Annotated in this window: 15 protein-coding genes; 8 read left to right on the top strand and 7 right to left on the bottom strand. The window is 45.3% G+C overall.

The genetic code is table 11. The features are described from left to right. Nucleotides 1-90: 90 nt before the first annotated feature. Together R8O11_RS09080 and hrpA are read right to left on the bottom strand one after the other, a co-directional pair. Nucleotides 91-570, bottom strand: coding sequence for an outer membrane beta-barrel protein (locus tag R8O11_RS09080; protein WP_021033871.1), 480 nt, complete (start codon nucleotides 568-570; stop codon nucleotides 91-93). A 182-nt stretch (nucleotides 571-752) separates the two neighbouring features. Beyond that, nucleotides 753-4,739, bottom strand: coding sequence for an ATP-dependent RNA helicase HrpA (hrpA, locus tag R8O11_RS09085; protein WP_170893799.1), 3,987 nt, complete (start codon nucleotides 4,737-4,739; stop codon nucleotides 753-755). 185 nt (nucleotides 4,740-4,924) lie between these two features. Here hrpA and R8O11_RS09090 point away from each other — a divergent pair, with 185 nt between their 5' ends. Next, nucleotides 4,925-5,509 carry an FMN-dependent NADH-azoreductase gene (locus R8O11_RS09090; RefSeq protein ID WP_017634939.1) on the top strand — a complete coding sequence of 195 codons (585 nt, stop codon included), beginning with the start codon at nucleotides 4,925-4,927 and terminating at the stop codon, nucleotides 5,507-5,509. Between the two features lie 94 nt (nucleotides 5,510-5,603). Here R8O11_RS09090 and R8O11_RS09095 read toward each other — a convergent pair whose 3' ends face one another. Together R8O11_RS09095 and R8O11_RS09100 are read right to left on the bottom strand one after the other, a co-directional pair. After that, nucleotides 5,604-5,891, bottom strand: a complete 288-nt coding sequence (locus R8O11_RS09095) for a hypothetical protein (protein ID WP_005389458.1) — start codon at nucleotides 5,889-5,891, stop codon at nucleotides 5,604-5,606. A gap of 164 nt (nucleotides 5,892-6,055) precedes the next feature. Then, entirely contained in the window at nucleotides 6,056-7,360 is a 1,305-nt protein-coding gene (locus R8O11_RS09100) for a MipA/OmpV family protein (protein WP_161445195.1), read from the bottom strand. 235 nt (nucleotides 7,361-7,595) lie between these two features. Between R8O11_RS09100 and R8O11_RS09105 the strand changes: the two genes are divergently transcribed. From R8O11_RS09105 to R8O11_RS09115, 3 genes are all read left to right on the top strand, one after another. Continuing rightward, nucleotides 7,596-7,946, top strand: coding sequence for a hypothetical protein (locus R8O11_RS09105; RefSeq protein ID WP_005377676.1), 351 nt, complete (start codon nucleotides 7,596-7,598; stop codon nucleotides 7,944-7,946). A 9-nt stretch (nucleotides 7,947-7,955) separates the two neighbouring features. Then, nucleotides 7,956-9,896, top strand: coding sequence for an alkaline phosphatase D family protein (locus tag R8O11_RS09110; RefSeq protein WP_269334077.1), 1,941 nt, complete (start codon nucleotides 7,956-7,958; stop codon nucleotides 9,894-9,896). A gap of 189 nt (nucleotides 9,897-10,085) precedes the next feature. Continuing rightward, on the top strand, nucleotides 10,086-10,526 hold the full coding sequence (locus R8O11_RS09115) for a TerB family tellurite resistance protein (protein WP_017820644.1): 441 nt from the start codon (nucleotides 10,086-10,088) through the stop codon (nucleotides 10,524-10,526). Between the two features lie 241 nt (nucleotides 10,527-10,767). Here the strand turns inward: R8O11_RS09115 and R8O11_RS09120 are convergent, their stop codons facing one another. After that, the gene (locus R8O11_RS09120; protein WP_033905248.1) at nucleotides 10,768-11,298 is read right to left on the bottom strand and encodes a 3'-5' exonuclease; all 531 of its coding nucleotides are present in this window, start codon (nucleotides 11,296-11,298) and stop codon (nucleotides 10,768-10,770) included. 83 nt (nucleotides 11,299-11,381) lie between these two features. Further along, nucleotides 11,382-12,923: a sensor domain-containing diguanylate cyclase gene (locus R8O11_RS09125; protein WP_005377686.1), complete on the bottom strand. Its 1,542-nt coding sequence runs from the start codon at nucleotides 12,921-12,923 to the stop codon at nucleotides 11,382-11,384. Nucleotides 12,924-13,214: 291 nt separating this feature from the next. Here R8O11_RS09125 and R8O11_RS09130 point away from each other — a divergent pair, with 291 nt between their 5' ends. Genes R8O11_RS09130 through R8O11_RS09140 form a run of 3 tightly spaced genes read left to right on the top strand, consistent with a single transcriptional unit; the run spans nucleotide 13,215 to nucleotide 18,677 of the window. Beyond that, on the top strand, nucleotides 13,215-13,847 hold the full coding sequence (locus R8O11_RS09130; RefSeq protein WP_017634945.1) for a DUF2760 domain-containing protein: 633 nt from the start codon (nucleotides 13,215-13,217) through the stop codon (nucleotides 13,845-13,847). After that, nucleotides 13,847-15,811, top strand: a complete 1,965-nt coding sequence (locus R8O11_RS09135) for an Hsp70 family protein (protein ID WP_213889363.1) — start codon at nucleotides 13,847-13,849, stop codon at nucleotides 15,809-15,811. The genes R8O11_RS09130 and R8O11_RS09135 overlap by 1 nt, the downstream gene beginning before the upstream one ends. A gap of 55 nt (nucleotides 15,812-15,866) precedes the next feature. After that, nucleotides 15,867-18,677, top strand: coding sequence for an Hsp70 family protein (locus R8O11_RS09140; RefSeq protein ID WP_269334079.1), 2,811 nt, complete (start codon nucleotides 15,867-15,869; stop codon nucleotides 18,675-18,677). A gap of 85 nt (nucleotides 18,678-18,762) precedes the next feature. Here the strand turns inward: R8O11_RS09140 and R8O11_RS09145 are convergent, their stop codons facing one another. Then, entirely contained in the window at nucleotides 18,763-18,957 is a 195-nt protein-coding gene (locus tag R8O11_RS09145; RefSeq protein WP_005377692.1) for a hypothetical protein, read from the bottom strand. Between the two features lie 86 nt (nucleotides 18,958-19,043). Between R8O11_RS09145 and R8O11_RS09150 the strand changes: the two genes are divergently transcribed. Then, on the top strand, nucleotides 19,044-19,730 hold the full coding sequence (locus tag R8O11_RS09150) for a DNA-3-methyladenine glycosylase I (RefSeq protein WP_005377694.1): 687 nt from the start codon (nucleotides 19,044-19,046) through the stop codon (nucleotides 19,728-19,730). The last annotated feature ends 5 nt before the right edge of the window (nucleotides 19,731-19,735 follow it).

Raw genomic sequence — 19,735 nt, forward strand, 5'->3', positions numbered from 1 at the left:
TTTATGTTCAACTTTTGTTTTGTGACTTCCAGACAAAAAAACACCGGCATAAAGCCGGTGTGTTTCATATGGTGTTAGAAAGCTTGACGCTTATAGGAAATGTAGTGTTGCGTTAACAGAGAACGTGCTGATATCGTCTTTACCAGCAGTGTAGTTCATGTAGCTAGCACCAACAGACATTGGGCCAAAAATGAAGTACTCAGCACCCACACCGTACATTAGGTCCAAATCGTCATCGTCTTTGCCGCCTTTCACTTTTTTGTCCCACTGATGGAAACCACCTTTTGCGTACACGTGTAGCGGACCGAAGTCGATACTTGGCTTAAGTGCTGCGTAGTAAGAAGTTAGCTTAGTGTCTTGACCATTTACGTTGAACTCACCGTGCTGTGTTACACCAGCTTCAACACCAATGATAGGTAGAATGCCTGTACCAACGTGAACAGAGTATGATGTGTCCGTCTCACCTTTGTAGTCAGACTGACCTACTGTTGCACCACCGTAAATCCAAGAATCCGCCATTGCCGCAGAAGATGCGCCAAGTAGCGCCACTGCTAATAGAGTTTTTTTCATCATCTACCTTTACTCTTTATTATTCCCACGCCTGCATAACTCAGTCGTTGGTACTACAGATAAAGGGAGGCGAACTATTGCCTCCCGGAACTAAAAAATAATGCTTATTGAGTTACCAGCAATTAGTGTACCAGCAACTTCTTAAGCGATAATTACAAATCTGACACTATTTTACTGGTTGATTAGCAAGCATCAATCGCGTTTTTGACTCGTTTATCAGAAACAGGATAAGGAGTGCCTAATTGTTGAGCAAAGTAACTCACGCGAAGTTCTTCAATCATCCAACGCACTTCTTTTACATTTTCAGGAATAGCCACACCTTTCGGGATCTTGTTCAGCAACTCTTTATAGTCTTGAGTCACAGATTCAATCTTCAGCATATGTAAACGATCTTTGTTTGGATCGATAGGCAACTTCTCCATACGGCGCTCTATCGCGCGCATGTAGCGAAGAATATCCGGCAAGCGCTTCCAGCCACATTCCGTTGCAAAGCCTTTGAAGATCAAGCCTTCAATTTGTGCTTTGATATCGGACAGAGCAAACGCCATTGTGAAGTCGATCTTGCCTTTTAGCTTCTTATTGATGCTAAACGCCGTGGTCAGAATAGTCTCAACCTGTTGAGCGATCTCTACAACGGTGTCACCCAATTCAGCACGAACGTGTTCTTTCAACGCTTCGAACTTCTCTGGCTCCCAAACTAAACCACCCTGCTCTTCAATAAGCTTATCGACACCGCAGGCAATGCAGTCATCTATCAGATCAAGCACTTTGCCGTAAGGGTTAAAATACAACCCCAACTTCGATTTGTTCGGTAAGTTAGCGTGCAAATATTTAATTGGAGACGGCACATTCAACAAAATCAAACGACGCTGACCAGCACGCATTGCCGTTATCTGCTCGTACTCCGTTTCGTAGAGTTTGATTTCAACGCTGTCTTTGGTATCAACAAGCGCCGGATACGCTTTTACATCGTAGCCGCCACGTTTTTGTTGATACACTTTCGGCAATTCGCCAAAACTCCACGTATGCAGACCTTGCTGTTCGATATCGTCATCCGCAACTTTGGAAAGCGTTTCTTGAACTTTGTCTTTCAAACTTTCTTTCAGTTCATGAAGGTCTTTATGTTCCTTCAGTTTACGATTTCGATGATCAACCGCACGGAACGTGACTTTCAAGTGCTCAGGTACTTGTTCCAAGTTCCAGTCTTCACGCAGTACCTCTACGCCCGTCATGCGTCGCAACTCTTTCTCTAATGAATCTAGCAGCGGCGCTTCCATTGGCGTGACGCGTGCTAAGAATGCATCGGCATAGTTTGGCGCAGGCACAAAGTTCTTACGAATTGTCTTTGGCAACGATTTAATCAAGCTGACCACAAGCTCATGGCGCAAACCAGGGATTTGCCAATCAAAGCCCGCTGGTTCAACTTGGTTTAAAATCGGCAACGGCAAATGCACTGTGACACCGTCACTATCATCGCCTGGTTCAAATTGGTAACTCAATTTGAGCTTCAAACCATTTTGATGCCAGAAGTTCGGGTAATCCAAATCGGTCACATGGCTAGCATCACCCTTGAACAGCATCTCTTTTTCAAAGTTCAGCAGTTCCGGATTTTCTTTAGATGCCTTTTTCCACCACGTATCGAAATGCTTACCAGAAACCACTTCGGTGCCAACGCGTTGGTCATAGAAATCAAACAGCTCATCATCATCCACTAAGATGTCTCGACGACGAGATTTATGCTCAAGCTCTTCCACTTCTTGCAGAAGCTTACGGTTTTGCTTAAAGAACGCGTGTTTGGTTTCCCATTCACCCTCAACCAATGCACTACGAATGAAGATTTCGCGACTTACGGTCGAATCGATACTGCCGTAGTTGACCAAGCGTTTCGGTACGATTGGTACGCCGTAAAGCATCACTTTTTCGTGCGCCATCACCGCAGCGCGTTTCTTCGACCAATGTGGTTCGCTGTAACTGCGTTTAATAAGGTGTTTAGCTAACGGCTCAATCCATTCTGGCTGAATCTTTGCGATGATACGACCCCAAAGTTTTGAGGTTTCCACCAACTCAGCAGACATGATCCACTTAGGCTGTTTCTTGAATAGACCTGATGCAGGGAAGATATGGAAACGAGCATTACGCGCGCCTTGATATTCATTCTTTTCTTGGTCTTTCATGCCGATGTGCGACAGCAAACCAACCAAAATGGCACTGTGTACGCCATGGTAAGAAGCGGGCTCATCGTTAAGCTTGAATTCCATCTCACGCATCGACTGATGAATTTGGAAGTACACATCTTGCCACTCGCGAACGCGCAAGTAGTTCAAATAGTCTTGCTTACACTGTTTGCGGAACTGATTGCTAGACAAGGCTTTTTGCTGCTTTTGGATGTATTCCCACAAATTCACAAATGTCAGGAAGTCCGACTCTTCATGGAAGAAGCGACGATGTTTATCGTCTGACGATTGTTGTTTGTCTGAAGGACGTTCGCGTGGATCTTGAATCGACAAGGCAGCTGCGATGATCATCACTTCTTTAAGCGCACCATATTTTGGCGCTTCCAATACCATACGCGCCAAGCGCGGATCGATTGGCAAACGCGCTAATTGGCGACCAATGGAAGTCAGGCGTTTTTTCGGATCTTTTACCTCAGAGTTAATCGCACCAAGCTCTTCCAGCAAACGCACGCCGTCTTGGATGTTACGTTTATCCGGTGCTTCCACAAACGGAAACGCTTGAATATCACCCAAACCAAGTGCCGTCATTTGCAAGATAACCGACGCTAGATTGGTACGTAGGATTTCAGGATCAGTAAACTCTGGGCGTGACTCAAAATCTTCCTCTGAGTACAGACGAATACAGATACCCTCTTCCACACGACCACAACGACCTTTACGCTGGTTCGCACTCGCCTGAGAAACTGGCTCGATTGGAAGACGCTGAACCTTAGTACGGTAACTGTATCGACTGATACGCGCCGTACCTGGGTCGATAACGTACTTAATGCCCGGAACAGTTAGCGAGGTTTCTGCCACGTTGGTTGCCAGTACAATTCGGCGACCAGTATGAGGTTGGAAAATCTTATTCTGCTCACCTGCCGACAAACGCGCGTAAAGCGGCACAATTTCCGTGCTCTTCAGATTACGTTTGGACAATGCATCTGCGGTATCACGGATTTCACGTTCACCGTTCATGAAAATCAGGATGTCACCTAAACCTTCATCGCACAGTTCATCTACCGCTTCGAAGATGCCTTCAAGCTGGTCACGATCATTGTCGTCATCACCGCTTAGTGGGCGGTAACGTGTTTCTACTGGGTAAGTACGACCCGATACTTCAATGATTGGTGCATTGTTGAAGTGTTTTGAGAAGCGTTCTGGGTCGATGGTTGCCGACGTGATGATCACTTTCAAATCAGGACGACGTGGCAGCAACTCTTTCAAGTAACCCAAGATGAAATCGATGTTAAGGCTGCGCTCGTGCGCTTCATCGATAATGATGGTGTCGTATTGATTCAAGAAACGGTCATGCTGAATTTCAGCCAACAAGATACCATCCGTCATCAATTTGATTTGGGTATTTTCAGAGATCTGATCGTTGAATCGAACCTTGTAACCAACAAACTCACCAAGCTTGGTTTCCATCTCTTCGGCAATACGGTTAGCAACCGAACGCGCTGCAAGACGACGAGGCTGAGTATGACCAATCAGACCAAATTTACCGCGACCAAGCTCAGCACAGATTTTTGGTAGCTGAGTGGTTTTACCAGAACCGGTTTCACCCGCGACGATAACCACTTGGTTTTCTTCGATCGCTTTCGCAATATCGTCACGTTTTTGGCTTACAGGCAGGATTTCTGGGTACTCAATCGTTGGTTTGTAGTTGCTGCGCTGCTCTGCAACCATCATGGATTTTGCGATGTCTAATGCGATTTCGTCGAACACAGCATTACGCGCTGCGTCCTTCTTAATTTTGCTTGCACCAGAAATACGTTTACTCAAGCGGAAACGGTCGCGCATCATGCACTGATTCAGCGCTTTACGCAGAGATGCAGCACTATTCACTTGAGCCTGAGGTGTTTGAGCTTGTTTCGCTGTCGCTTTTTGCGCACCATTTGACGGTGTCGCTTGCTCTTCAGCTAGATTCTTTTTTGGGGGCTGTGACGAAGTCAAAGCGTTTCCTATTCTTTTCATTACAAAAACTGCGCGGATTGTATCACACAAGATCTGTAACAAGATAACCGAAAGCTCATTCAATTTTTTCGAACATGTTCAGCGAATCGCTAGGCTTTTGAACTCACTTACGTTGCTTATAATGGCTCCCATAGTCGAAAGCACTTATTTAAGGAATAACCATTATGTCTCGTGTACTAGCTCTAAAATCAAGCATCCTTGGCGATTACTCTCAATCAAACAAATTGGTTGAAGACTTCATCAAAAATGTAGACCAAGACAAGCTTACTGTTCGTGATTTGGCTGCAAACCCGCTACCTGTTTTGGACTTCGCCGTTGCGACTGCACTGCGCGCTACGGAAGATCTTTCACAAGAACAGCAAGCGGTGGTCGACTTGTCTGACACCCTTATTGAAGAAGTAAAGGCCGCAGACACTTTGGTTATTGCCGCTCCAATGTACAACTTCACCATCCCGACTCAGCTTAAAAACTGGATTGATTTGATTGCTCGTGCAGGCGTGACATTCAAATACACAGAAAACGGCGTTCAAGGTTTGATTGAAGGTAAAAAGGCGATTGTAGTAACGACTCGTGGTGGTATTCATAAAGATTCACCAACTGACAACGTTACGCCATACCTACGCACTGTGCTGGGTTTTGTAGGAATCACTGATGTGGAATTTGTTTACGCAGAAGCGCTAAACATGGGTGAAGATGCGGCTGAAAAAGGCATTTCAGAAGCGCAAAGCCAACTTGCAACAATGGCGTAAGTTAGAATAAACCAGAATACAAAAGGGATTGGTTCGCGCCAATCCCTTTTTGGATCCTGATGCCTTGATCGTATTTATAGGGTCTCTTACATCGTCAAAAACGATTCACTTTCTCCAAGTTGCGTATTGCATCGAGGTAGACTTTTTCTAAAGACCGCTCAGCTTCGCTTATCATATTCTCGATCATCGCATTAAACGCGACATCGCTACGGATTTCTATATTGTCTCCCGCCTTAACGTCAAGAGAGTTGACGTACAACACCAACCATTCATCGCCCTCCAAGTGCCCTTCTCCGTGAATGGCAAAAAAGCGTTTGGCAAATTCAGCGTTGGTACAATTTATCGCTTCAATTTGAAGATTGAATGAGGAGTCGATACTCATGGTGCTCATCCCATCCGATTCATCAGATGCATCACAAACAGCCTTAACTCTGGCACGATATACGAAATTTCTCGTTGAAAGCAGCATAGTATTATTCATCATTACTCATAATGGGCGATAAATAAGTCAGTTGCAAATCCGACTTATATGCATCTCGCGATGCGCTAAAACTCGAACTGGAAATAAATAGTATTGTAGTTACTCCCACCTTTAATTCGCCCAAACTGGGAAGCGCTTTCAAAAATCGCCGAGCGGTGATGCAATGAATAGCCCACCCACATATTGTTCCAGCTCTTTTGGTTGAAGAGATCGCCTACATTGACATCAAACGAGAAATCTAAGTAGTTGAGCAACTTGCTTGGTGTATAACCCTTGTCTTCCATTTCTGTGCCTTCAATATAGGTAATGCTATCAATGTATGACACACCTTCCGCTACACCAAATCGCCAAGTCGTAGGCCAATTAACCGTACAATAAGCCTTAATCGCCATGACGTATTCTGTGCTCGCAGACTGAACACTGGACGACCAGTGATGAACCAACCCTGGCGTTAAATAAATATCAAGAGGAAAACCAAACAGCTCATCCGTTAATGGATGCCCATAAAACAATGAAGTAAGTTGATTGTCGTATGGGTCTTTTTCTCTCTCAAAGCTAAATATTTCACCGATGTTCGAAGGCGTCGCCCAACCATGCGCAATACGTAGATATGCTTTATTGCTCAGTGTCGGTTTCGGAGCTTTGCTTTTATCGTTGAAAAAGCCAAAACCGACAAACACTTCTCCCTGATATCGATCTTCTACAAGCTGACTGTTGTAGGCGTTATCATCTAAGCGAGTAACACTCGTCTCACCCAATAAATACAAATTTGAAGTTACATGGTAACGAGCTTTAATACCAAGATTGGTGTCAAGTCCAGCTCCAATTCTCTCGCCAGTAATATCCTTAAAGGAATAGTATTCACTATTGAAATCAGCGTCTTTGTATCGAATCGTAATCGATGGCTCTAATTCCCAATCACCAAATACATAATTGGCAGCAAGGCGGTAATTAGAGTGAAACTGGAGTTCGTCGTCCGTCATCAACTCTACTTCTGCGCGCCAATTGTCGTTAATGCTATAACGCACTTGCCCACCGAAATCGACTCTGTCCCCTTCATTAGCATTTTGTAGCGACATGGGAATATCGACAAATCTCAATCGCATGAGTGCGCTCGCGCGCCAGTCGGAATCACTCTCGTTATACAAAAAAGCGCCACCTTCAATGCCATTGATATACACATGTTGGTTTTCAAAGAACATCATTGGTACAAATGTACTCACCGTAGAGTCATTATCGGCGGTATAAAACGGAATCGATGCTGTGCGATACATCGCAGCAATCCCCCACGTTTGTTCTTCTGAACCATGCGCAGAAGAAACTGCCGCAGCTAAAGGTAAAGCGAGTGTTGTTAGAATTAATCTCTTCATGAGTTCGAAAAATGTTGGTTGAGAAGCAGGCAAACATCAATGATTTGCCATTAAAAGCTTATGTTCTGCTGATGATAGCCGTTACAATGGCAAATGTTGTCATCCTCGTGACAGTTTGAGTCCCAAGATCATATTAATATTGCACGACTAGGTGAGCTTGTTTGCGAATATTTTACCATCACAACAAGCGCTTAAACTCTAGCTTAGTTCTAAATCAAACATAATGAAGTAAAAAGTGAAAGCATCAGAACTCATCTCTACCTTGAATCATTTACCCGCAGATACAGACCCAGACATTGTGATGGGAGAAGCATGGCTGCCAGAGAGGTTGATAGGGACTCAACTCGATGGTGACATGTTGTTTTTGCACTTTGATAATGCACCAGAAGATGGTCAAGGTGACGAAGAAGGGCGTGGCTTCGTCGAACACGAAATCGACCTAATTAGAACTCGGCTTCAGCAAATTTTGGATGAAGACAGTGATAACGCGTCAAAAGCCGATGCGATGCTTGGTTTGTTCCTTATGGGACATGAACTTAGTAGCTCGCAAGTTATCGAAATATTAGAAGAAGAAGCTGACACATAAGGAGCCGTTTTGCCAGCATTGATGAACACGACTGAAATTTCTTCACTTCCTCTTGTCGTTGCAGGTCCGATCCTACGTAAAGTGACCGCAACTGAAATCAATATTTGGCTAGTCACCACCCAACGCTTGGAGGGTATGGTGCAAATTACGGATGAAAATGCCTCCATCCTTTATCAAGCCCCTTTAAGTGAACAAAAAGAACAGCTTCAAATCGGCCTCAATGCGTGGTGTTGCTTACTTAAATTAGAAGGCGAGTTTCCAACCCATCAAGCGTTACGCTATCAAATAAAAACGCAATATGGCTTAGTGACGGAACTGCTCCCTCACCTAACTTATGAGCGAGATAATACGCCAAACTTGGGTATTGAGTTCCTCGTTAGTGAAAAAGCGGATTATCTCTTACATGGCTCTTGCCGTAATCCCCATCACTTCAGTGATGATACATTGGTCGCTGCGGATCATAAAATCGCGTCTCAATCCATTGAAGAAAGACCGGATATGCTCATCATGAGTGGTGATCAAATCTATGCAGACCATGTTGCAGGCCCCACTCTCGATGCCATTGAGCAAGTCATAGCTTTATTGGGTTTGCCAGGCGAAGAATTCGATCAAGCTCCGATAAAAAATACCAATGAGCTCTACCAACACCCTGCTTGCTATTATGGTCGAGATAAATTGTTGCCTCATTATGTGAGTGATGACAGTTTACTAAGTAAGTTTTTTCCACACCGAGGGACACCAATATTCAGCGCCAAAGAGTGTGAGAATCACCTAATAAGCTTTGCTGAGTGCTTTGCAATGTACTTATTGGTTTGGTCTCCGGCCTTGTGGAAGCTTGTTCGAACGGATCGTTTATTAGAAAACGAATTTACTGTCGGCGGAGAAGTTCTTGAACCCAAATGGCAGCAGCAATGGCGCGAAGAAAAAAAACAAATTGATAAATTCGTCGCAGGTCTGGACAAGGTTCAACGCTTACTCGCTCACATTCCAACCTATATGATTTTTGATGATCACGATGTCACCGACGATTGGAATCTCACCATAGGCTGGGAACAAGCCGCATACAGCAACACGTTTGCAAAACGCATTATCGGTAATAGCTTGATTGCTTACTGGGTTTGCCAAGGTTGGGGAAATGCGCCAGAAAAATTCAATGATGAATTTATGAGCCTCGCTCAACGCTTTATCGATGAGCGAACCTCGCAAACCCAAGATGCATTTATTCAATATTTGTATCGCTTTGAGAATTGGCACTACACCATTCCTACGACACCAAAAGTTGTCGTGCTAGATACACGAACCAGACGCTGGCGTTCTGAGTCTAAAATGAACAAACCTTCTGGCTTAATGGACTGGGAAGCGATGATTGAGTTCCACCAAGAACTCGTGCACCAAGACAAAGTTGTTATTGTTTCTGCCGCGCCAATGTTTGGTGTGAAATTTATCGAAGCACTACAACGTGTGGTGACCATGCTTGGTAAACCATTGATGGTTGATGCTGAAAACTGGATGGCTCACCCCGGAAGTGCGAATACTCTTATTAGTATTTTCACACACACAAAGACACCAACTAACTTTGTTATTCTCTCTGGCGACGTACACTACTCTTTTGCATACGATATTAAGCTCCGCTATCGAAAAAACAGTCCGAATATCTATCAAATCACCTGTAGTGGAATTAAAAATCAGTTCCCTACACAACTGCTCAATATTTGTGATGGCCTAGATAGACTGCTATACAGCCCTCGCTCACCTTTAAACTGGTTCACAAAACGTAAACGACTCAAGATTTACAAACGCGCACCAAGTACGCACAACTTTTATCGCTTGGTTAACCATAGTGCCATTGGTGAGCTACGCCTTGATGATGAAGGCAAACCAAGTCAAATTAGTATTCTGACGAGTGATGGTGACGAAGTTCATTTTCCACCGACACGTGCTGAAAGCTGAGTATCAATCCCAAAATGACTTGCCCTTTGTAAGAGGCAAGTCACCTTGAACTAACTCAGGAGTTTAGTTTTTTTGGGGAGAAAGTGGCCGTTCTTAAATGTCAACGGCGTGCTAAATTTGGTATCGCACCTTGAGATCTTCCGTATTTATTACCATGTTAACCAAATAAACAATAGCTCGGTGTTCATTATGTTTAATTCTCTCACATCATTATTTAAACAACTCATTGATGGCTCTGATTTAAGCCAAACCAACACACTTTCCCCTAACATGGCTATCGCGTGTTTGCTTTGTGAAGTTTCTGGCGCAGACCATAGTGTCGATGATAGAGAACAAGAAACAAAGCGCTCTTTATTGATGAAACTGCTTTCGTTAAATGAAGAAGAATCAAATACTTTGTTAGAGCAAGCGCAACAGAAAATAAAAGATTCCGCTTCGCTGTACGACTTTACCTCTCAACTAAGAGAACTGACTCAAGAAACTCGTTACAACTTAATCAAAAGCATGTGGGAAGTCGCTTACGCAGACGGCGAAATTGACCCGCTAGAAGACGCGGTGATCCGTAAAACAGCAGAGCTACTCTATGTTGATCACAGCGAGTTCATTCGAGCGAAGTTACAGTCTCAGTAAAGTGACGAGATGAGTATATAAGTCGCTGGCTAACTCTAAGCTACCCCTAGAATGACAACAGATATCGCTTCTGTAGCCATAAAAAAACGCGCACTCTGCGCGTTTTTCAATAAGCCAACGACATTGTTATTAAAATACTGGTCAAGGTATGTGTTTAGCTCTTTCCACACTAAACAGACTGCATGACAAAACAACAATGGTTGGATGATTATTTAATTACAAGCTAGCTAGGTTCGAATAACTAAAACATGGTCAAAGCAAGCTTAGCTAAGTTGTATGCATCTACATAGCCAGAGTGTTGACGCCCTTCCCAGTCTATTCCTTTTGCTTCTTGAGCGGCTCGATGGCCTATACGTCTATCTTTAAGACGATTTTGAATACGGTAGAGTGTCGCTAAGTTGATGAACTCTGTGAACGGTGCTTCAATACCTTTTTGCTTACACTCTTCTAGAAGAATGAGGTCATCTCGCCCCCAAGATGCAAAGATTTTGTTGCGACCACCGAAGTTCTTAACCATGGATTTAAGCACTTCTTCTAGTGGGCGTCCTTGTTTTTCAATCTTACGTGGTGTGATGCCCGTTAACTCAGCGCAAAACAGAGACACTTCATCGTGTTCTGGTTTCACGTAGTATTGAGCACGCTTGACTATCTCACCTTTAGACAAATCTATTTCAGCTAACCCCACTTCGATAATTTCACCCGTGCTGCCGACGCCATTTTCGTTCCAGCAACACATTTCTAAATCGAAGCATACAATACGGTTATGGTTCATAGTTTGCCTTGGTTCCTAACATAAAAATTTAAAGCGTGCGATTCTATCGTAACAAGGCGTAAAACTCGAATTTGTGCGCCCATTTAATCGCCGATCGACACATTATTACGGCCGTTTTTTTTACTCAAATAGAGTTGACTGTCCATTTTGTGATACAAGCTCTCAGGATCTTCTTCTTTATGGATAACCGCACCGATACTCAACGTACAGATGATTGACGCATCACCATAATCAAAAGCCGTACTTGCCACAACACTCCGTAACTTTTCTAGGTAAGCTTCTAGCACTGCTCTATCAATGACTTTAGAAATAATACAAAACTCGTCACCACCAGCGCGGTAAAACTTATCTCCCGGTTTTAAATTAGCACTGACCAGCTTAGTGACATGTTGCAACGCTTCATCTCCACCTAAATGGCCGTGTTTGTCATTAATCACTTTGAAGTGGTCGATATCAAAACCAACCAAGGCGAAGTTAACACCTTTGTTTATCTGATTAAGCAAGTGATCGTTGAATGCTCGGCGATTCAGTAGTTGAGTTAGAGGGTCTCGCTCTGCCATTCTTTTTAATTCAACGGTTTTGAGCTCCAACATGACCGCTAAGCGCTCTTTTTCTCGAGACTGTAAATTCACAATCCAACTGATCAAAAAGGCGATTACCAATCCGGCTAGCGTCGTGCCCGCTAAAATAGAACGCTCCCAAGCTGAGACTGCGTCAGAAAGTTTAAAGTCAATACGCCATTCACGGTTAGGCAGTTGAATGGTTCGGCTTATAACGGTTCCTCGAATGTTATCCCAGCTAGCACTTTGAAAGAGAACAGGGTCATCTGCTGCGTCGAATCCCAAATCTTCTACGCGCACCGACATATCGAGCTCCGTCGCGGTTTTCGTAATCAAATCCTCAAAGTAAACCGTACTTCGGATAACACCGGTCACTACTCCTAATAAATATTTGTTCTCGAAGTCGAACACTGGATGGAACACCAGCAACCCAGTCTTAGGTATGGACTTGTCATAACCATCTTGCAGTAAGCGAACTTTATCCGAGACATTCGCTCGCCCATTTTCGGAAATATCATCCAAGATTAAATCGAAGCGTTTGCGCGAAAAATAGAAACCCAATAGAGAAAGGTTTTCCGGTGTTCTTGGGTAGATATCCGACGCGATAAAAATTGGCTCATTGTGTTCAAAAATGTACCCGTAGGTTTTGGGACCATCTTTAGGAACGGTAAACGGTTGGAAGTTTGGAAATTTTTGACGGGTCTTTAAAATATGTTCATCAAGATCTTCGAATTCGACCTTTTGCATCCATTGAAGTCCAATGAGACTTCGCGAGCTGTTAATCACTTGTTCCGCATACATCGGAAACGATGGCCAATAGCTTCGCTCAATCGAATGGAAAAAGTTTGCGCCCGCACCAATGAACTTTAGATCATTCTCGACGTTTGCTTTAAGTGATTCTGCTTGTCGGTCGGCTAAAGTATCAAACGTCGTCTGTGTATACCGTTGCTGCATTGTATAAGCAGCACCAACTACACCAGCAGTGACACATAAAGTCGCCAAAAAAGCTAAAATAGAGTCTGAATGTCGTTTTATAAAGCTCTTATGAGCGGTGCTTTGTGTCATATCGTAATTTTTGATACTTCCGTAAGTTAAACTTCGGGATCTATTGAAATACTGCGTTAGCAATGCACAAACATCAAGCAACAACCTATATTGGGGAGTCTGATCGTCGATTTTTCACGCTGTTCGTACGGTATAGTCACGAATTATTACAGCCTTAAGCCTTGAATATGCTACCATCCGTCATCATTTTAATGTCTAAACTTGGTGCAAGATCGCAAAGACGATCGTTTTAGTGAACAAATATGAGCCAATACTGAGCACCAATAAATCAATAGAAAGAGAAAAAACGTCATGAACATTGATTTGAACCTAATTCCTCAAACGTTCGATATGCTTCACGCTGGCCTAACCGCATCGAGCGTTTTGCTTCTTCTAGTTGCAGTGTCGCGCAAATCAAAAGTGGTCGAGAAAGTGGTAGAAAAACCAGTCGAGAAAATCGTCGAGGTTGAGAAACCAGTTGAGAAGATCGTTGAAGTAGAAAAAGTAGTGGAAGTAGAGAAAGTCGTAGAGCGTGTTGTAGAAGTTGAATCAAAACTTGCAACCGCATCAACGGACTCTGCAATGCAGCTGCTTTCTATCATGCAACAAGAAGCTCGTCTGATTGACTTCCTAAAAGAAGACCTAACGTCATTCTCTGATGAAGAAGTAGGCGCAGCTGCTCGCGTAATCCACACTGGCGGTCAGAAAGTACTGAACGACTACGTGACGCTAGCGCACGTTCGTAACGAAGACGAAGAAACTCGCATTACGGTTGAAGAAGGCTTCAACCCACAAGAAATCCGCCTAACTGGCAACGTAACAGGCAGCGCGCCATTTAACGGCACGCTAGTTCACAAAGGTTGGAAGGCAACATCAATGACGTTGCCTAAACTGGCTGAGAACTACGACGCATCTGTGATCGCTCCAGCTGAGGTTGAGCTGTAATGGAACACATGAACCAAGAAAACCATTCTCAAGAAGCGTCTGTTGAAACTCAACAGACGCCTAAATTCAGTGTTGGTATCGACTTAGGTACAACACACTGTGTGATGTCTTTTGTTGATACTCACGACGAAGACGCTCGCGTTGAAGTGATGCCTATCCCGCAGTTGACTGCGCCGGGTACGGTAGAGACTCGCAGCCAATTAGGCTCTTTCCTTTACCAGCCGCACGAACACGAAATGAACCCGCAATCACGCGTTCTTCCGTGGTCGAGCAAGCCAAAAGCTCTAGTTGGTGCAATTGCACGTAACCTAGGTTCAAAAACACCAATTCGTCTTGTTGCAAGTGCGAAATCTTGGCTTTGCCACGCAGGTGTGAACCGTCGTGATGCTTTCCTGCCAGCAGGTAGCCCAGAAGAAGTGGAAAAAGTATCCCCTCTTCGTGCGACAGAGCTTTACCTAGAGCACCTAAAAGACGCTTGGAATCACGCGAACCCAAATCACAACCTTGCCGATCAAGACGTAACCATTACGGTTCCTGCTTCTTTTGATCCTGCTGCTCGCGATCTAACTGCAGAAGCAGCACGCAACGTTGGTTTTGTGCACCTAACGCTTCTAGAAGAGCCACAAGCTGCACTTTACAACTGGATCGATAACAGCAACGACAAATGGCGCGACGAAGTTGAAGTTGGCGACATCGTACTTGTGGTCGATATCGGTGGTGGTACAACCGACCTTTCTTTGGTTGAAGTAACTGAAGACGACGGCAACCTAACTCTGAACCGTATCGCGGTAGGTGAACACATCCTACTTGGCGGTGACAACATGGATCTTGCACTTGCGTACCGCTTGAAGATGAAGCTAGCCCAAGAAGGTAAAGAGCTACAGCCATGGCAAGTTCAGGCAATGACACACGCATGTCGCGACGCGAAAGAAGCGCTATTGAACGACAGCGAACTTCAGTCAGTGTCAATCGTAGTACCAAGCCGTGGTTCTAAACTGCTTGGCGCAACGCTGAAAACAGAACTGACTCAAGAAGAAGTACAACAAACACTGGTTGACGGCTTCTTCCCTCAAGTTGCGATTACTGACCACCCTGTTCAACGTAACCGTGGTGCACTAACGCAAATGGGTCTGCCTTACGCGCAAGATGCAGGTATTACTCGTCACATCGCAGCGTTCTTGTCTAAGCAAGCTAATGCCCTTTCTGCTTCAGGAAATGGCGGCGAAGCAGCAGCTCAAGATTTCAACCCATTCGCTAACATGCCTGGTATGCCAGGTGCGGATGCGGCGCAATCAGCTGACTTCATCAAGCCAACCGCAATCCTATTCAACGGTGGTGTTCTGAAATCGAAACTTCTAGCATCTCGTCTAGAAGACACGATCAACGAATGGCTAATTGAAGCAGATGCGGAAATGGCTAAACGCCTAACAGGTGTAGACCTAGACCTTGCGGTTGCTAGCGGTGCGGCTTACTACGGCTCTGTTCGTCGTGGTCAAGGTGTTCGTATCCGTGGTGGTATTGCTTCTGCGTACTACGTGGGTATCGAAAGTGCGATGCCAGCGATTCCGGGCATGGCGCCTCCAATGGAAGCACTTTGTGTTGCACCATTTGGTATGGAAGAAGGTTCAAGCGTTGACGTACCAAGCCAAGAGTTTGGTTTGATCATCGGTCAGCCGGTTAACTTCCAATTCTTCGGCTCAACGGTTCGTCGTGATGACCTAGCAGGTACTCACCTAGACTACTGGGCACCAGAAGAGCTCGAAGAGCTACCAGAAATTCAAGTAACGCTGCCTGTATCTGAAGGTCGTCGTGAAGGTGAAGTGGTTCCGGTAACCCTAGCCTCTCGCGTCACAGAGCTTGGTACGCTTTACTTAGAAGCCATTGCCGCTGATAACGGTCAAAAATGGCATGTTGAGTTCGATGTGCGCGAAGACGCGAAAAGCAACTCAAACGAAGAAGAATAAATAGAAATCAAACGGCATCCAATCGGGTGCCGTTTTTAAATGCACGAAGGTTTGTATGGCATCTCCTCGTTTTCTTGTTGGTATTGACCTTGGCACCACAAACACTGTGGTGGCGTACTGTGAAATCACCGACAACCTTGAACAATCCGAAGTATCCCTATTCGACATCGACCAATTGATTGGCCCGGGTGAAGTGGTTCGTAAGCCATTGTTGCCCTCTTTCCGCTATCACCCAGCGGTTGGTCAAATCTCCCCTTCTGACCTAACACTTCCTTGGGAAAACGAACCTGTATCTGGCGACATTAGTAATGTGATCGTGGGTGAATGGGCTCGTGAATTAGGCGCTAAGGTGGAAGGACGTCAAGTATCCAGTGCTAAAAGCTGGCTATCGCACCAAGCAGTGGATCGTAGTTCAGACATTCTTCCTTGGGCTGGTGCGCAAGACGTAGATAAAGTCTCTCCCGTCATTGCCAGCGCAAGCTACCTCAACCACATTCGCCAAGCATGGAACTACCGTCATCCTAGCAATAAGTTAGAAGACCAAGATGTGGTTGTGACCGTTCCAGCGTCGTTCGATGAAACCGCTCGTAAACTCACGCTTGAAGCGGCACAGCTAGCTGGTTTAAAGAAAATCGTCCTGCTCGAAGAACCACAAGCCGTATGTTACGACTGGTACGCACGCCACCAGCAAACCGCAGCTGATAAACTCAAAGAGTTACCGCTGATTCTGGTGTGTGATGTGGGCGGTGGTACTACCGACTTGAGCTTGATTGAAGCCAGTTTCTCTTCTCAAGATGAGCTAGCCCTTGACCGCATTGGCGTTGGCGAACACTTGATGCTTGGTGGTGATAACCTCGATTTAGCATTAGCACACCTTGCAGAAAGCCGCTTCAACCAAAGTAAGAAGCTCACTGCCGCAAGCCTGACTAAGTTGATTCAGCAAACGCGTAAAGCGAAAGAAAACCTGCTTTCAGCGAATGCACCTGAAGAAGTGAAGATCACCATGCTGGGCAGCGGCTCGAAACTTCTTGGCGGAACAAAGAGTATTGGGCTGAGCAAACAAGAAGTGCACCAAATCGCTTTAGATGGCTTCTTCCCGCTTTCTGATTTCAGTGAAGTGCCGGACAAACGCCGCAGCGCCGTTGTCGAGTTTGGTCTTCCATACGTTGCTGACCCAGCGGTGAGCAAGCACGTAGCCGAGTTCTTAACTCAGCACCAACAAGTTGCTCGTGCCGCTCTTCGCATTGAAGACGACAAACAAAATGCAATTCCAGTCGGTTTGCTACTCAACGGTGGTGTGTTCAATAGTGAACTTGTGACTGAGCGAGTGACTACCCTACTGTCCGATTGGCGCGGTGCTCCGGTTACGGTATTAGACAACCCACATCCAGATTGGTCTGTTGCACTAGGTGCTGTTGCATTTGGTAAAGCACGTCGTGGAGCACAGCTAAAAATTGGTGGCGGTGCGGCGCGTTCTTACTTCTTGCACCTTCAAGAGAAGAACAAGATGGGCAAAGCGCTCTGTTTGCTTGCAAAAGGTACAGAAGAAGGACACGAGATCCGCTTAAGTGGTCGTCGTTTCTCGCTTACCCTAGGTGAACCTGTTCGCTTTAACCTGCTGACTTCTACACACGACACCTTAACCAATAACACCGTTATTCAAAACGGTGTGATGGTGGACGTCGATCCTGACTTGTTTGCTCCTCTTCCACCTTATATCACTACCCTTGAAGGTGAAGGCGCTGAACTGCAAGCCAACCAGAAAGAGCGTGTAGAAGTACAACTGGCGTGTCAGTTGACCGAAGTCGGTACGCTTAAGATGGAATGTGTCACCGCAGAAGACGATAGCAAACGTTGGGAGCTGGAGTTCGAAGTTCGTAACAAGCAAACCGATGACAGCGAGCAAGTTAAGCTTCACCCTAAACTGAATGAATGTAAGGAGCTGATCGCTCGCCTTTACAGCGGTAACAAGAAAAGCGCAGAAAGCAAAGAGATCAAAACCTTAGCCAAAGATCTTGAGAAGAAGCTCGGCAAACGTGACGAGTGGGATTTCACTACCCTACGTCAACTTTTTGATACCTTTGCACAAGGTCGTAAGCGTCGCCGCCGCTCTGAACAGCACGAGAAAAACTGGCTTCGTTTGGCTGGCTTTGCACTGCGTCCGGGCTTTGGCGATCCAACAGACTCTTGGCGTATTGAGCAAGTTTGGGGACTGTATCAACAAAATATTCAGTTCAAAAACCATCAAGGCTGGACAGACTGGTGGGTATTCTGGCGACGTATCGCGGGCGGTCTAAGCCAAGAACAACAAGAAACCATTTTGGCAGACATCGCGAAATACCTACACCCTGGCGCGATGAAAAACCCACAGTCAGCTAAAGCGGCACAAAACATGGGTTATGAATCCATGGTTCGATTGGCGGCGTCGCTTGAACACCTAGAAGTCGAAGACAAAGTTCTATTGGCAACGTGGTTCTTGAGCAAAGCCATCAACCAAAACCAGTTTGAACAAGCGCACTGGTGGGCATTGGGACGCTTGGCATCGCGAACGCCACTTTATGGCAGCCAGCACAACGTCATTCCTCGTGAACAAGCGGAACAGTGGCTACCTAAATTACTGGAACAAAACTGGCAGAAAGAACCAATGATCGCGTTCGCAGCCGTAATGATTTGTCGTAAGACGGGCGACCGCCTATTCGATATCTCTGACGACTACCGTGAGCAAGTGCTGGCTAAGTTGAAGCAAAGCAAGGTGCCTGAATCTTGGATATCACTGGTTGAAGAAGTCAAAGAGTTATCTGAGAGCGAATCGAAGCGTATCTTCGGTGATGCACTGCCAAGCGGTCTGACGCTGGTAAACAACTAAGCTCCCATGCTTATAAACGCAACAAAGCCCTTCGAGTGAAGGGCTTTGTTTTATCTGATTCTGCTTGCTGACGATAGTCGACTCGTTAGTTCATTTCCGTATTGATTACCACATCACGCGTTTCATTATCCATATCACTGATGCCGACAACTGAGATTTCACGGTCAGATAAATTCTCAATCATGCTGTCTTCTAACCCACCGTCCGTCATCCACGCATAGAATTTTTCTGCAATACGATCCGAACCTTCCCCGACAAACGTTAATGTGACCTTCTTCATTTGTGACACTCCATCAATTTACGATTCAGCCACTTAAGCGTAGTATGTTTCACAAATATCGACATAAACTAGGACTAACTTCTTTTATGAGTATCGAAAAATTTGACGCGATTTATCAGCGCGCTGCCGAGCGTAAAGGTGGTGAAGATCAACTTGAAGCGCTTTTGTCTCATCCACTAAGCAAAGAAGAATTGGCAGCGATTCCCGACGACCGTTGGCTAGCCGCTTTTTCGATGAAGGTATTCCAAAGTGGGATTTCGTGGAGCGTGGTTCGCAACAAGTGGCCGAACTTCGAAGAAGTGTTCTTTGGGTTTAAGATTGAGCCGCTATTGATGCTGTCAGATGAGCAATGGGAAACCAAAGCAACCGACAAACGCATCATTCGCCACCTCACTAAAGTCATGTCGATTCCTGCCAACGCTCGTATGATCCACGAAGCAAAAATCGAATATGGCTCGTTTGGCAAAATGGTTGCTGATTGGCCGCAAGAGAAAATCACCGACCTATGGGCGTATTTGAAGAAACGCGGCAATCGCCTAGGCGGAAATACTGGCCCTTACACACTTCGTCAAATGGGCGTTGATACCTTTATCTTGTCTAGCGACGTGGAAGCTTACCTGCGTAATTGCAAGATCATTGAAGGTGGCAAAGATACGAAAAAATCGCTCGATGCAACCAACAAAGCGTTTGTTCAATGGCAGCAAGAAAGTGGTAGAAGCCTGTCTGAGATCAGCCAAATCATTGCGTTCAGTACCGGCGATAATCGCATTTAATCCAG

The sequence above is a fragment of the Vibrio sp. 1288 genome (genome assembly GCF_033344475.1).